This window comes from Bradyrhizobium sp. SZCCT0231 (assembly GCF_018130245.1).
In the GTDB taxonomy this organism is placed as follows: Bacteria; Pseudomonadota; Alphaproteobacteria; order Rhizobiales; family Xanthobacteraceae; genus Bradyrhizobium; species Bradyrhizobium japonicum_F.
Map to the genome: position 1 here is coordinate 122238 of NZ_JAFCKP010000002.1, position 13199 is coordinate 135436.

General features: G+C 65.1%; 11 protein-coding genes. 8 read left to right on the forward strand and 3 right to left on the reverse strand.

Going from position 1 to position 13199, the window contains the following annotated elements; genetic code table 11:
* Positions 1–124: 124 nt before the first annotated feature.
* Positions 125–1030, reverse strand: coding sequence for a helix-turn-helix domain-containing protein (locus tag JQ566_RS07970; RefSeq protein ID WP_212371709.1), 906 nt, complete (start codon positions 1028–1030; stop codon positions 125–127).
* A gap of 50 nt (positions 1031–1080) precedes the next feature.
* On the opposite strand from JQ566_RS07970, the gene pobA reads away from it, so the two are divergent.
* Positions 1081–2253, forward strand: coding sequence for a 4-hydroxybenzoate 3-monooxygenase (gene pobA / locus JQ566_RS07975; RefSeq protein WP_212371710.1), 1173 nt, complete (start codon positions 1081–1083; stop codon positions 2251–2253).
* Between the two features lie 187 nt (positions 2254–2440).
* Here the strand turns inward: pobA and JQ566_RS07980 are convergent, their stop codons facing one another.
* Positions 2441–4588 (reverse strand): adenylate/guanylate cyclase domain-containing protein, encoded by a 2148-nt coding sequence (locus JQ566_RS07980; protein WP_212371711.1) that lies wholly within the window; start codon positions 4586–4588, stop codon positions 2441–2443.
* Positions 4589–4599: 11 nt separating this feature from the next.
* A complete protein-coding gene (locus tag JQ566_RS07985; protein ID WP_212371712.1) occupies positions 4600–5268 on the reverse strand; it encodes a hypothetical protein in 669 nt (222 codons plus the stop codon).
* A 393-nt stretch (positions 5269–5661) separates the two neighbouring features.
* Between JQ566_RS07985 and JQ566_RS07990 the strand changes: the two genes are divergently transcribed.
* From JQ566_RS07990 to JQ566_RS08020, 7 genes are all read left to right on the forward strand, one after another.
* Positions 5662–5985, forward strand: a complete 324-nt coding sequence (locus tag JQ566_RS07990) for an STAS domain-containing protein (RefSeq protein ID WP_100231553.1) — start codon at positions 5662–5664, stop codon at positions 5983–5985.
* Positions 5985–6350 (forward strand): response regulator, encoded by a 366-nt coding sequence (locus JQ566_RS07995; RefSeq protein ID WP_212371713.1) that lies wholly within the window; start codon positions 5985–5987, stop codon positions 6348–6350. The genes JQ566_RS07990 and JQ566_RS07995 overlap by 1 nt, the downstream gene beginning before the upstream one ends.
* On the forward strand, positions 6347–8413 hold the full coding sequence (locus JQ566_RS08000) for a chemotaxis protein CheA (protein ID WP_212371715.1): 2067 nt from the start codon (positions 6347–6349) through the stop codon (positions 8411–8413). Before JQ566_RS07995 ends, JQ566_RS08000 begins: the two co-directional genes overlap by 4 nt.
* Entirely contained in the window at positions 8413–8874 is a 462-nt protein-coding gene (locus tag JQ566_RS08005; RefSeq protein WP_212371717.1) for a chemotaxis protein CheW, read from the forward strand. Before JQ566_RS08000 ends, JQ566_RS08005 begins: the two co-directional genes overlap by 1 nt.
* Positions 8875–8911: 37 nt before the next feature.
* Positions 8912–10639, forward strand: coding sequence for a methyl-accepting chemotaxis protein (locus JQ566_RS08010; RefSeq protein WP_212371719.1), 1728 nt, complete (start codon positions 8912–8914; stop codon positions 10637–10639).
* Between the two features lie 66 nt (positions 10640–10705).
* Positions 10706–11194 (forward strand): chemotaxis protein CheW, encoded by a 489-nt coding sequence (locus JQ566_RS08015; protein WP_212371720.1) that lies wholly within the window; start codon positions 10706–10708, stop codon positions 11192–11194.
* A 60-nt stretch (positions 11195–11254) separates the two neighbouring features.
* Positions 11255–13057: a methyl-accepting chemotaxis protein gene (locus JQ566_RS08020; RefSeq protein ID WP_212371721.1), complete on the forward strand. Its 1803-nt coding sequence runs from the start codon at positions 11255–11257 to the stop codon at positions 13055–13057.
* Positions 13058–13199 lie beyond the last annotated feature (142 nt).

Here is a 13199-nt window from a genome sequence, read left to right on the forward strand (position 1 = left end):
CGGAGGTAAAGGGCCCCTATCCAAAGGATGGGACGCCATATACGAAGGTAAGTGGCAATGAGAGCCATCGCGGTTCGCAGCGTCGGCGTCGACCACATGTGCCCTGGGTCTTTCGTCCGATGCGTCAGCCTTCGTCGCCATGGAGCTGCGCGCGAAACGCGCGCGGCGATACGCCCGTGGCGGCGGCGTAGACCCGGCTGAAATAAGCGGGATCATCGAATCCGAGCGCATAGGCAATCGTCGAGACCGGCAGGTTTGTGTAGACGAGGTTGCGCCGCGCCTCGCGGATCAGCCGGTTGAGGATGAGATGCGAGGCGGTGTCGCCGGTCGCCGCCCGCGTGATCCGGTTGAGATGCGTCGGTGTCACCGACAGCGCCTCGGCATAGTCGGCGACGCTCCAGCGCTGCAGATGATGCTGCTCCAGCAGGGCCTCGAAGCGGCGGAACAATCCGCTTTCCGCCGTACCGTTGCCGCCGCTCTCGCCCGCGAGCGCGCGCGCCACGAGCCCGACCATGGCCGACGACAAGGCGCGGAGCACATGCGCACGGCCGAAATCGCGTCCGGCGTGTTCGGCGAAGATCTGCTTCATGACGGCGCGGATCTGCGGCGTGCCGCGCACCACGCCCGATTGCGACAGGACACCGCGCAGGCCTTCGGCCGAGAGCAGCGCCTCATCCAGAATCTCCGCCGCGATCGTCAGGACCCATCCCTGGGTATCCGGCACGAAGCGGAAGCCGTGGACGTGGCCGACGGGCACGTTGACGATCTGCATCGGCTTGAGCGGCACCACGCGCCCGTCAAGTGTCGCCTCGCCGCCGCCGCGCTCGATCAGCAGCACCTGGTGCAGCCGGGCATGGCGATGCACGGCCAGCGTCCAGTCGTGCAGCACCGACCGCGACGCGATCGTCTCGCAATGCACGACATCAGGCAGATCTCCGGACTCGCCGAACAGATTGTAGACCCGGATCGGCGGGGCAGGGGTGGCGTTCTTCATGTTCGAATAGTACAAGACAAAGGCGAAACCCTCCATCCGTTTGCAGCGTTGATTCTGCAAAAAAGTGCCGACGGGAGGACGCAAAAATGAAAGTTCAGGTCTGTATCATCGGCGGTGGGCCGTCCGGGCTGCTGTTGTCCCAGCTCCTGCACCTCAAGGGCATCGATACGGTCGTGCTGGAGAAATACAGCCGCGATCACGTGCTCGCCCGCATCCGCGCCGGCGTGCTCGAGCACGGCTTTGCCAAGCTGATGCGCGAGGCGCAGTGCGGCGAGCGGATGGACCGCGAGGGCGAGATCCACAACGGATTCGAGATCGCCCATGACGGGGTGCTCTCACATATCGACCTGCACAAGCATTCCGGCGGCAATTCGGTGCTGGTCTACGGCCAGACCGAGCTGACGCGCGACCTCTACGAGGCGCGCGACCGCTTCGGCGGCAAGGTCGTGCACAATGCCGAGGATGTGACGCCGCACGACCTGACCTCGGACCGGCCCTACGTCACCTATCGCTCGAACGGCGAGACGATCCGCGTCGATTGCGACTACATCGTCGGCGCCGACGGTTTCCACGGCGTCAGCCGCAAGTCGATCCCGAAGGACGTGCTGCGTGAATATGAGAAAGTCTATCCGTTCGGCTGGCTAGGGGTGCTGTCGCGCACCAAGCCGGTGTCGCCGGAGCTGATCTATGTGAAGCACGAGCGCGGCTTTGCGCTCTGCTCCCTGCGCTCGCAGGTGCTGAGCCGCTACTACATCCAGGTGCCATTGACGGACAAGGTGGAGGACTGGAGCGACGATGCGTTCTGGGCCGAGCTGAAGCGCCGTCTGCCGGACGAGGTCGCCGGCCGCCTGATCACGGGACCCTCGATCGAGAAGAGCATCGCGCCCCTGCGCAGCTTCGTCGCCGAACCGATGAGCTATGGCCGGCTGGTCCTCGCCGGCGATGCAGCTCACATCGTGCCGCCGACCGGCGCGCGCGGATTGAACAGCGCCGCGTCCGACATCTACTATCTCTATCACGCGCTGCTCGCGCATTATCAGAGCGGCGACGATACCGGTCTCAAGGGCTATTCCGCCAAGGCGCTCGCGCGGATCTGGAAGGCGCAGCGCTTCTCCTGGTGGATGACGATGATGCTGCACCGCTTCCCCGACCGGATCGAATATGAGGATCGTCTGCAACAGACGGAGCTGGACTATCTGCTCTCGTCCGAGACGGCGCAGCGCCTGCTTGCGGAGAATTATACGGGGCTGCCGTTTTAGCGCGGTCGCCACTTTCACCCTCCCCTGGAGGGGGAGGGTCGATCGCGCGCAGCGCGAGCGGGGTGGGGTGATCTCTCCACACGAACACTGTGGACGGGGAGGGACCTTCACCCCACCCCGCTACGCATTGCGCTACGCTTCATGCGTAGCGACCCTCCCCCTCCAGGGGAGGGTAAGAGGTGGACCGCTACTTCCCTTCCAGCGTATTGACCGGTGTCCAGTCCGGAGGCGGCGGAGCTTCCGTTAGCGCCTTCGCACGCTTGGCGAACAGAGCTGACGTCGGATCGATCTTCGCTACGCCTCCGAACGCATCGGCCGCCTTCGCAAACTCCCTCGCCCGCCAGCAGCGCAACCCCTCCGCGTACGCCGCGGCGACCTTCGCCTGCGCGACGCTCTCCGCGCCCCTCGCGGCCAGCGGCTCGAATACCCTGATCGCCTCGCCGCGGCCCATCACCCTGATCGCATCGAGCTCGCGCCAGGCGAAAGTGTCGCCGGTCTGCGCGACCGTCGCTTCCGATGCCATGATCGCGGTGCCGTAATATTTGTTGGCGCCTTCGAGCCGCGAGGCGACGTTCACGGTATCGCTCATCACGGTGTAGTTGAAGCGGCGCCGCGAGCCGATATTGCCGACCACGGCTTCGCCGCTGTTGAGCCCGATGCGATGCGACAAGCCATGACCGGCGAAGGCGGGATTGCCGGCGTTGAGCTCGGCCAGCTTCTCGTGGCACTTCAGCGCGGCACGCACTGCGTTGCGCGCATGGGCGGGATCGTCGGCCGGCGCGCCGAACATCGCGACGATGGAGTCGCCGATATATTTGTCGACGTAACCGCCATGGCCTTCGATGATGTCGGTCATGGCTGAGAGATATTCGTTCATCAGCGTGACCAGCTCGCCCGGCGTCATCGTCTCTGCGATCGAGGAGAAGCCGCTGAGGTCGGAGAAGAACATGGTGACGTTGCGCATCTCGCCGCCGAGCGCCGGCATCTTGCCGGAGGCGACCATGGTCTCGATCACTTCGGGCGCGAGATAGAGCGCAAAGCTCTTGCGCAGGAAACGCTCGTCGCGATCGGCCAGCACGAAGCGATAGCCGATCATCATGGCGAGCGCGGCGAGGCTTGCGAGCGCAGGCTCGGTCAGCGGCAGCGCCAGCGCATGCACGAATGCGCCGACGGCGGCGGCTGCGTAGACGGCAGTGAGGGCGAGCCAGGCGATCACCGCGCCGCCGGGTGCGAGCATGCAGGCCGCGCAGGCGATGACCGCTGCGAGCGCTATCGTGAGAATGGTCCGCATGGGAAAGCCGAGCTCGGTCACCGCGTCCTGCTCGATCAGGTTGCGGACCACGGTGGCATGCATGAACACGCCCGCAATGTCGCTGCGGGTCTTCTGTGCGGTGCTGGCAGGGGCAGGCAGGGCGCATCGTGACCCCCGCGAGCCGTCATATCCGCCGGACAGCCGCATCGAGGTGAGCTTGCGATCCTCGAAATTGAGGATGGTGCCGAGCAGCACGATCTTGCCCTCGAAGGCGCGGCGGAAGAAGTCGGTGTCTCCCTTCTCGACACACGCGCGCAAATCGGCGAATGAGTAGGCCGGGACGTCGCGGCCAAGGCCGCGGAAATTGAGCGTGAGCGTGTTGGGCACCGCGCTCGGGATGGCATAGCCGGACAACGTCGCGCCGGACGGACCGATCTCGGGCTTGGTACCGAGCGCGCGCGCGGCAAGCTCGACCGCCATCGCCGGAACCGGCTTGCCCTCGATGGAGAAGCTCAGCGGCATCCGCCGGATCACGTCGTCGGGGTCGGTGTGGACGTTGAGAGCGCGGATGTTGTTCTTCACCGCCAATTGCTGCGCGCGATCGGGCCTGTCCGGATGGTCGTTGCTCAGGATTTCGCCGAGCACGAGCTTGCCGCTGTCGGAGAGTCGCCTGAGCGCAATCAGATAGTCGCGGTCAAATCCCCTCACACGGCTGCCGAACGACGCGTCGCCAAAGGGAATCTCCGACTGCTCGATCGAGCTCATGAAGATGACGTCGAAGCCGATCACCTTGGCCCCGCCCTCGGTGATGCTGCCGAGCACCCGGGCGATCTCGCGCGTCCAGGTCTGCGTCGGCGATCCCTTGAAGGGTGGCGTGTCGTAGGTTTCGCCGTCGATCGCCACGACGACGACCGGCGACGTCGCGGGATCGCGGCGGTCGCCAATGATCTTGCCGCGCAGCGCCGTGAGGATGTCGAGGGAGAGACCTTGCAGCGCCCGAAGCGGTGGTGACGTGAAGACCGCGCCCGCAAGGAGCGCGATCAGGATCGCCGCAACGATGTCCCGCCTGCCGATCCGCCGCATCGCGCGGCCGTCTATTCGAGACGCAGCAGGCGGCCGATGATCGGGGTCGGCGACGAGGTGGCGCTGGCGTCGATCTGGAAGGTGTAGCGCTTGGCACCGAGAATGGCGAGATAGCTGCCGCCCGGGGTCAGTGACTTCCCGGCCTTGGCAAAGTCATAGAACTTGCCGCCGATCATGGCATCGCCCTTGAGCGGCACACTGATCGTGGGTTCCTTGCCGTCGGTGCGCTCGATCACCAGCGTGCTGCCGGCTTTGGCTTGCACCAGTGGCGAGACGCCGTAGAGCGTCGGCAGCTTGGCCGGCGCGCCCTTCGCGTCCGACCGCACGGTGCGGAAGGTCGTTGCGGCACTCTGGTTCGCCTCGCGCTCGGACAGTTTTGCCGCATTGGTGTCGCAGGGCACCTTTTCCCGCTTGACCTCGCCCAACTGCACGGTGCTCTGCTCGGCGCCGACCAGGACGACACCCTCGCTGATCGTCTCGCGCTGGCAGGATTTGAGGTAGCTCAGCGTGATGCTGGCCTTGGGTCCGAGCTTGATGATCTTGCCCGGCGCCACGTAGTCCATGAACGCGATGCCGTCGACCTTGCCCTGGACGTCCTCGACGATCGCGGCAGGAGTCTCCGCCAGAGCGGGGGCCGCAAGGCAGAAGGCGCCGACACAGGCGCCGATCAGGCTTTTCATGGGAATTCTCATCCAATTCGACGATGCTCGGGTGCCCCGTCCTGGTTCGATGCCTAGCAGCAGGGCGCCGGGGCAAGTGTGACCAGAATCACTCTCAGTTGTTGGTGCCACTTTAGCAGGAACAGGTTCAAACCGGCGACCGCAGAAAAGTGGAGCCGCGGCAAGATGTTGGGGGCTTGATCACGTCAGGCGCTCCTGCGCGCAGGCCAGCGCCTCCACGGGTGCGGATGTGCGTGTCCCGGATGCAATGTCTGGCGGGCTGCACCCGCTTGCATACAATTGCGCGAATTACCGGGGAATGTGACCCGTAGTTGTACGGATGCTCGCGTTAGGAGTTTACTCACTCGATTCGCGTCAAACGAGTAGCGGAATTTAGCAAAGGCGGGTGCAGCGATGGCGCTCAATCCCATGGAGCCGAAGTGGTCGTTGCGGTTGCCCGCCGATTGCAGCATCGCGGCCATTCGCAACGTCTATGAGCTCATCCGCGAGGCATTCGGCCGCCAGGAACGGCTCGAGATCGACTGCTCCAGCGTCGACAAGGCCGACGTGACTTCGATCCAGCTTCTGCTGTCGACCGCCAAGACGGGCGAGGCTCAAGGCCGCCCGGTGGTCCTGACCTCCTTCTCACAGTCTCTGCGCAACACCCTTCGCCGCGCCGGCTTCGCCAGCGAGGCGCTGATCGATCAGCATTTCCCGCAAAAGAAAGATGGCATCTAATGGCCACGATTCTGACCGTCGACGATTCCCCCAGCATCCGGCAGATGATCAAGGTCGTGCTCGAGCCGGCCGGTCACAAGGTGATCGAGGCCGGCGACGGCGCGCAAGGGCTCGCCAAGGCGCAAGCCGGCAAGCTCGACCTCGTCATCACCGACCTCAATATGCCCGTCATGAACGGGCTGGAGTTGATCCGCGCATTGCGCAAGCTGCCGAGCGCGGTCGGCCTGCCCATCGTGTTCCTGACCACCGAATCCAACGACACGGTGAAGCAGGAGGCCAAGAGCGCCGGCGCCACCGGGTGGATCACCAAACCCTTCAAGCCTGAACAGTTGCTCGCCGTGGTCGGCAAGCTGGTGCGCACATGAGCGCAATGGACCCGACCGAGGTCTTTCGTCAGGAAGCCAGCGAGCTCTTCGAAGTTCTTGAAGGGGCCTTGCTCGATCTCGGCCAGCGTCCCGACGACCGCGAGCTGGTCGATTCCGCCTTCCGCGCCCTGCACACGATCAAGGGGTCGGGCGCCATGTTCGGCTTCGACAAGGTCGCCTCCTTCACCCACGAATTCGAGACCGCCTTCGACCGCGTCCGCAAGGGCGAGATCAAGCCGACGCAGGAGCTGATCTCGGTCGCGCTCGCCGCCAAGGACTACATCCGCACGTTGATCGAGGATCCGCAGTCGACCGATGACATCATCGGCGAAGCCATCCTCGACGACCTCAAGCGCTTCGTCTCGGCCGACAAGCCCGTCGCTCCGGTCGCGGAAACGCCGCCGCTGTCGCCGGCCGAGAGCAAGCAGGTCGGCTGGCACCTGTATCTGGAGTTCGATTCCCACATCCTGCGCAACGGCTCGAATCCGCTCGACCTGCTCGAAGATCTCTGCAAGCTCGGCCCCTGCTTCGTCGTGCCTGTCACCGACGGCATCCCGTTCCTCGACGAGATGGAGCCGGAGGACTGCTACCTGAAATGGGACGTCAAGCTGCACGCGGCCTGCGACAAGGACGCGATCGACGACGTCTTCATGTTCGTCCAGGACGAGATGAAGCTGACGCTCTCGCCGCTCGCGCATGTCGAAGCGCCTGCCCCGGCGCCGCTGTTCCAGCTCCTCGACGAGGAGCCGGCGCCCATCGCCGAGATGGTTGTGCCGATGGTGGAGGCCGTTGCCGCGCCGGTCGCCGAGCAGGCTGTCGCGAAGGCTGAGCCGAAATCCGAAGCCAAGCCGGAGCCGAAGTCCGAGGCCAAGCGTGAAGAGCGCGGCATCGCCACCGTTCGCGTCCAGGCCGAGCGCCTCGACGAACTGATGGACCGCGTCGGCGAGCTCGTCATCGCCCAGGCGCGGTTGAGCCAGCTCGCCGCCTCCGGCTCCGATCTCTCGATCAAGATGATCGCCGAGGAGATCGAGCGCCTCGCTTCCTCCTTGCGCGACACCACGATGGGCGCCCGCATGGTGCCGATCGGCTCGCTGTTCGGCCGCTTCCGCCGCCTCGTGCACGACCTGTCGCGTGATCTGTCCAAGCCGGTCGATTTCGTCACCACGGGCGAGGATACCGAGCTCGACAAGACCATGATCGAGTGCCTGGCCGATCCGCTGGTGCACCTGATCCGCAACGCCATCGACCACGGCATCGAAGACACCGTCACGCGCGCTGCCAACGGCAAGACCGAGCAGGGCCGCATCGAGCTCGCCGCCGTGCATTCCGGCGCGCAGGTGCTCGTCACCGTGAAGGACAATGGCGGCGGCCTCAACACCGCGCGCATCCGCGCCAAGGCGGAAGAGCAGGGGCTGATCGCGGCCGGCGCCGTGCTGAGCGATCACGAGATCCACCAGTTCCTGTTCCACCCGGGCTTCTCGACCGCGCAGACGATCTCGGCACTGTCGGGCCGCGGCGTCGGCATGGACGTGGTCAAGCGCACCATCGAGAACATGCGCGGCTCGATCGACCTGTCGACCAGGTCCGGCCAGGGCACCACCGTGACGCTGCGCCTGCCGCTCACGCTCGCGATCATCGAAGGCCTGCTGATCCGCGTCGGCGAAGGCCGCTACATCATTCCGCTGCCGGCGGTGGAGGAATGCGTCGAGCTGACGGCCGAGGACGAGCGTTCGCGCGGCCGCAACTTCCTCAACGTGCGCGGCAACCTCGTGCCGTTCCTGCGCCTGCGCGAGCTCATGGCCGCGTCCGGCGCGCCCGACCGGCATCAGAAGACGATCATCATCTCGACCGGAGAGACCCGCGTCGGCCTCGTCGCCGACCAGATCATCGGCAACCACCAGACCGTGATCAAGTCGCTGTCCAAGCTTCACTCCGACGTCACCATCTTCTCCGGCGCGACGATCCTCGGTGACGGCACGGCGGCGCTGATCCTCGACGTCGCGCAGTTGGTCTCGCTGGCGCAGTCGAAGGTCGAGAAGCAGCATATCAACGAGGCGGCGTGATGAACGGGAATTTGGCGGGCGAGCACCAGTCCGGCGCAATGCAGGTCGTGATGATCGGCCTCGGCGAGGAGAAATTTGCACTCGACGCCGGTCTCGTGCGCGAGATCATAGATCCCGTCCCCGTCACCAAGGTGGCAGGCGCGCGCGCCTTCGTTCCCAGCGTGATCAACGTGCGCGGTAACGTCATTCCGCTCGCCGACCTGCGGATTCGCTTCGGCATGCCGCAGCTCGACAACTCGGCCGACACGCGCATCGTCGTCATCGAGCTCGAGATCGACGGGGAGCCCGTTCTGGTCGGCGTCACCGCCGACAAGGTCTACGAGGTCACGGAGATATCGCAGGCAGACGTGCAGCAGACGCCGCGCGTCGGCATGCACTGGAAGCCGGAGTTCATTCGCTTCATTGCGAAGTGGCGTGAAGAGTTCGTCATCGTTCCGAACATGGAACGCATCCTGAATTGAAATGAGGTCTCGGGCGAGACCGGGGTAGGGGCTGGAAATGAGATTTACCGTCAAGGCAAAGCTTGCCAGTGCGTTCGGCGTGATCATCATGCTCTCCATGGTCGCGGGCGGGGTCGCCTACATGAAGCTCGGCGACATGATGGCCACCGCTGACAGCATGGTCCTGCGCGCCGCGCGGATGGAGAAGGCAACGCAAATCGAGAAGGACATCCTGCTGCAGATTCGAGCGGAAAAGAACGCCATTCTGGCACTGGAGGGCGAGACCGACCGGTTTGGCGCCGAGGCGGCGAACATTCGCGAGGCGGCGGCGAAGACAAGGGAGGAAGTCTACGCCCTGGCAAGCGAGGCCGGCAGGAAGCTGCTCGAAAATTTTGCGAAAGCATATGCCAGGATGAATGCCTTCCAGGAAGACACTTTCAGGCTGGCGAAGAGCGACAAGGCCAAAGCGACCGAGCGCTCCATGAATGAGGGGCTTAAGATCTATTCAGAGGCGCTCGAGTCCATGGGCGCCTATGTTGCGAACACGAAGAAGCAGATGGCAGAGCAGGCCGTCCAATCGAAGGAGCAGGGACACCAGGCTCAGTTCCTGCTGATGACCCTGATCGGCGCCTCGCTTGCCGTCGCGATCGGGGCTGCGCTCTGGATCTCGATCTCGATCAGCCGATCGCTTGGACGCGCAGCCAGCCTTGCTGGTGCGGTGGCCGACGGTGATCTCAGCCAGACAATTTCCGACGCCAGCAACGACGAGATCGGTGACCTCGTCAAATCGCTCAACGCGATGGTCGATAAACTCCGGCAGATCGTCTCCGAAGCTCTCACCGCGGTCCAGAACGTCTCGGCGGGCAGTCAGGAGCTTTCGGCCAGCGCCGAGCAGCTCTCGCAGGGTGCGACCGAGCAGGCCTCGTCGGCAGAAGAGGCGTCGTCCTCGATGGAGGAGATGGCTTCCAACGTAAAGCAGAACGCCGACAACGCCAACCAGACGGAGAAGATCGCGACGCAATCGGCCAAGGACGCCGAAGCCAGCGGCGGCGCGGTCGGCCGCGCTGTGGAAGCGATGCAGACGATCGCGGAAAAGATCACCATCGTGCAGGAGATCGCACGCCAGACCGATCTGCTCGCGCTCAACGCGGCGGTCGAGGCCGCGCGCGCCGGCGAGCACGGCAAGGGTTTTGCAGTGGTCGCCTCCGAGGTGCGCAAGCTCGCCGAGCGCAGCCAGGCGGCGGCAGCGGATATCGGCACGCTCTCGACCGAGAGCGTCAAGGTCGCGCAAGAGGCGGGGCAGATGCTGTCCAAGCTCGTGCCCGACATCAAGAAGACCGCGGAGCTGGTGCAGGAGATCACCGCGGCCTGCCGCGAGCAGGACGTCGGCTCGGCCCAGATCAACCAGGCGATCCAGCAGCTCGACAAGGTCGGCCAGCAAAACGCCAGCGCCTCCGAGCAGGTGTCCTCGACCTCGGAGGAGCTCGCTTCGCAAGCCGAGCAGCTCCAGTCCACCATCTCGTTCTTCCGGATCGAGCAAGCGACGCGCAAGGAGAATGCCGCGGCCGAGCCGATCGACCGCGCCGTCGGCCAACTCCGGGCCAAGGCTGCGGACATGAAGGCTGCGCACATGAAGGCTGCGCACATGGCGGCCGTCGATCGCGGCGCGAAGAAGCCGGCCCCGGTCCGCAAGCCGGCACGTGCGGTGAAAGTCGCCGGCGGCGGTGGCTTCGCCTTCGACATGCATGACGGCGAAGACGACCGCGACGCCGAGTTCCAGCGCTGATCAGCCGGTCCGGCTCTCATGCCGGACCGCATTCATTCGCCAACCTCCGGATCCTTGGACTGCATCATGGCCGCAACCTCGCAATATCTGACGCTCGGGCTCGCCGGCGAGACGTTCGGCATCAGCATCCGCAATGTCCGTGAGATCCTCGACATGCGGCCGATCTCGCGGCTTCCGCACGCCCCGAGCTTCCTGCTCGGCATGATCGACGTGCGCGGCAGCGGCTATCCGATCGTCGACCTCCGGACCAAGCTCGGCCTGCCGAGCGTGCCGGCCACCGAAGCCACCCGCATCATCATCCTCGACGTGCCGATGAAGGACCGCCTGGTCGGCGTCGGCTTCGTCGCCGATTGCGTCTTCGAGGTCACCGACATCGACGAGCAGGCGATCGAGCCCATCCCCGAGGTCGGCGGCAAATGGCAATCCGATTACGCCGCCGGCATCGGCCGTAAGGGCGAGAAGTTCGTCGTCATATTCGACCTCGCCAAGCTGATGGCGAACGACAAGATCCCGGAAGGGCGCGATGCCGGCGCAGACGCGCCTCGCGCCGCCTGAGTTTGCAAGAGTGAAGCGTGGTCACGCGTAAGCACCCCAATTCGAACCAACGAGACTGACATGAGATTCACCGTCAAAGCCAAGCTCGCCAGCGCCTTCGGCGTCGTCATTCTTCTTTTCGTCATAGCAGGCGTCGTAAGCTACACGAAGTTGTCCGACATGGCGGCAACCGCGGAGTCCATGGTGCTTCGCGCCAAGCGGATGGAGAAGGCCGCCGAGGTCGAGAAGATCATCTGGCAGCAGCTCAGGGCGGAAAAGAACGCAATTCTCGGAACGCCAGGCGAAGTCGATGAATTCGCCGCGCAGTCCGCCAAGCTCCGCGAGGAGGCAACCAAGATCAGGGACGAGGTCCGCGCACTCGCCAGCGAGGGCGGCAAGAAGCTGCTCGACAACTTTGCGAGCGTTTACGCCAGGATGAACGCCTATCAGGACGAGACCATCAGGCTGGCAAAGACGGACAAGGCGAAGGCTACGGAACGCTCGATGGGTGACGGGCGCAAGGTGGTCGCGGATGCCACGGAGGCGATGGGAGCTTATGTTGCGAACTCCAAGCGACAGATGGCCGAGCAGGCCGCGCAGTCCAGCGAGGAGAGTCATCGCGCGCAGCTGATTCTCATCGTCCTGATCGTCGTCTCACTCATCGTTGCGGCAATCGGCGCAACCTGGATATCGATCAACATCAGCCGGTCCCTCGCCAAGGCCGTCGATCTGGCGGATGCCGTCGCGATCGGCGATCTCAGCCACAAGATCGATGCTTCCAGCAACGACGAGATCGGCGATCTGGTCAAATCTCTGAACGCGATGACCGCCAATCTCAACGCGACCGCTGCCGTCGCCAACGAGATCGCACAAGGCAATCTCACGGTCGAAGCCAAGCCGCTGTCGGACAAGGACACGCTCGGCCTCGCGCTCGAACGCATGGTCGAGAAGCTTCGCCAAATCGTGTCGGAAGCCCTGACCGCGGCGCAGAACGTCTCCGCCGGCAGCCAGGAGCTCTCCGCCAGCGCCGAGCAGCTGTCGCAGGGCGCGACCGAGCAGGCTTCGTCCGCCGAGGAAGCTTCCTCCTCGATGGAGGAGATGGCCTCGAACGTGAAGCAGAATGCGGACAACGCCAGCCAGACCGAGAAGATCGCGGCGCAGTCCGCCAAGGACGCGGAGGCAAGTGGGGCCGCGGTCGGCCGCGCCGTCAACGCGATGCAGACCATCGCCGAGAAGATCACGATCGTGCAGGAGATCGCGCGCCAGACCGACCTGCTCGCGCTCAACGCGGCGGTCGAAGCCGCGCGCGCCGGCGAGCACGGCAAGGGCTTTGCGGTGGTCGCTTCCGAGGTGCGCAAGCTCGCCGAGCGCAGCCAGGCGGCCGCGGCCGAGATCGGCACGCTCTCGACCGACACCGTCAAGGTGGCGCAGGAGGCCGGCGCGATGCTCGCCAAGCTGGTTCCTGATATCAAGAAGACGGCCGAGCTCGTCGAGGAGATCACCGCGGCCTGCCGCGAGCAGGACGTGGGCTCGGCCCAGATCAACCAGGCGATCCAGCAGCTCGACAAGGTCGGCCAGCAGAACGCCAGCGCATCCGAGCAGGTGTCCTCGACCTCGGAGGAGCTCGCCTCGCAGGCCGAGCAGCTGCAGTCCACCATCGCCTATTTCCGCATCCAGCAGGGCGCAAAGAGCCAGGCGGCCGCGCCGATCGACCGGGCGGTCAACCAGCTGCGCGCCAAGGTGGCCTCCATGGCGGCGGCCGAGCGTCCGGTCAAGAAGCCGCAGGCCAAGCCGGTGCGCGCCGCAAAGGTCGCCGGCGGCGGCGGTTTCGCCTTCGACATGAACGACGGCGAGGACGACCGGGACGCCGATTTCCAGCGCTAGGACCCGCGGGGGCTCCTGCGGACCGGCTCGTTCGGTGTGGACCGGTCCGCTTTCAGCGGTGACGTGAACGCGTGGGATTCAGGATGGCCAGGATGGCCCGACATTCAGTGCAGGCGGCCATCCCGGACGCGGGCCGTCGTCC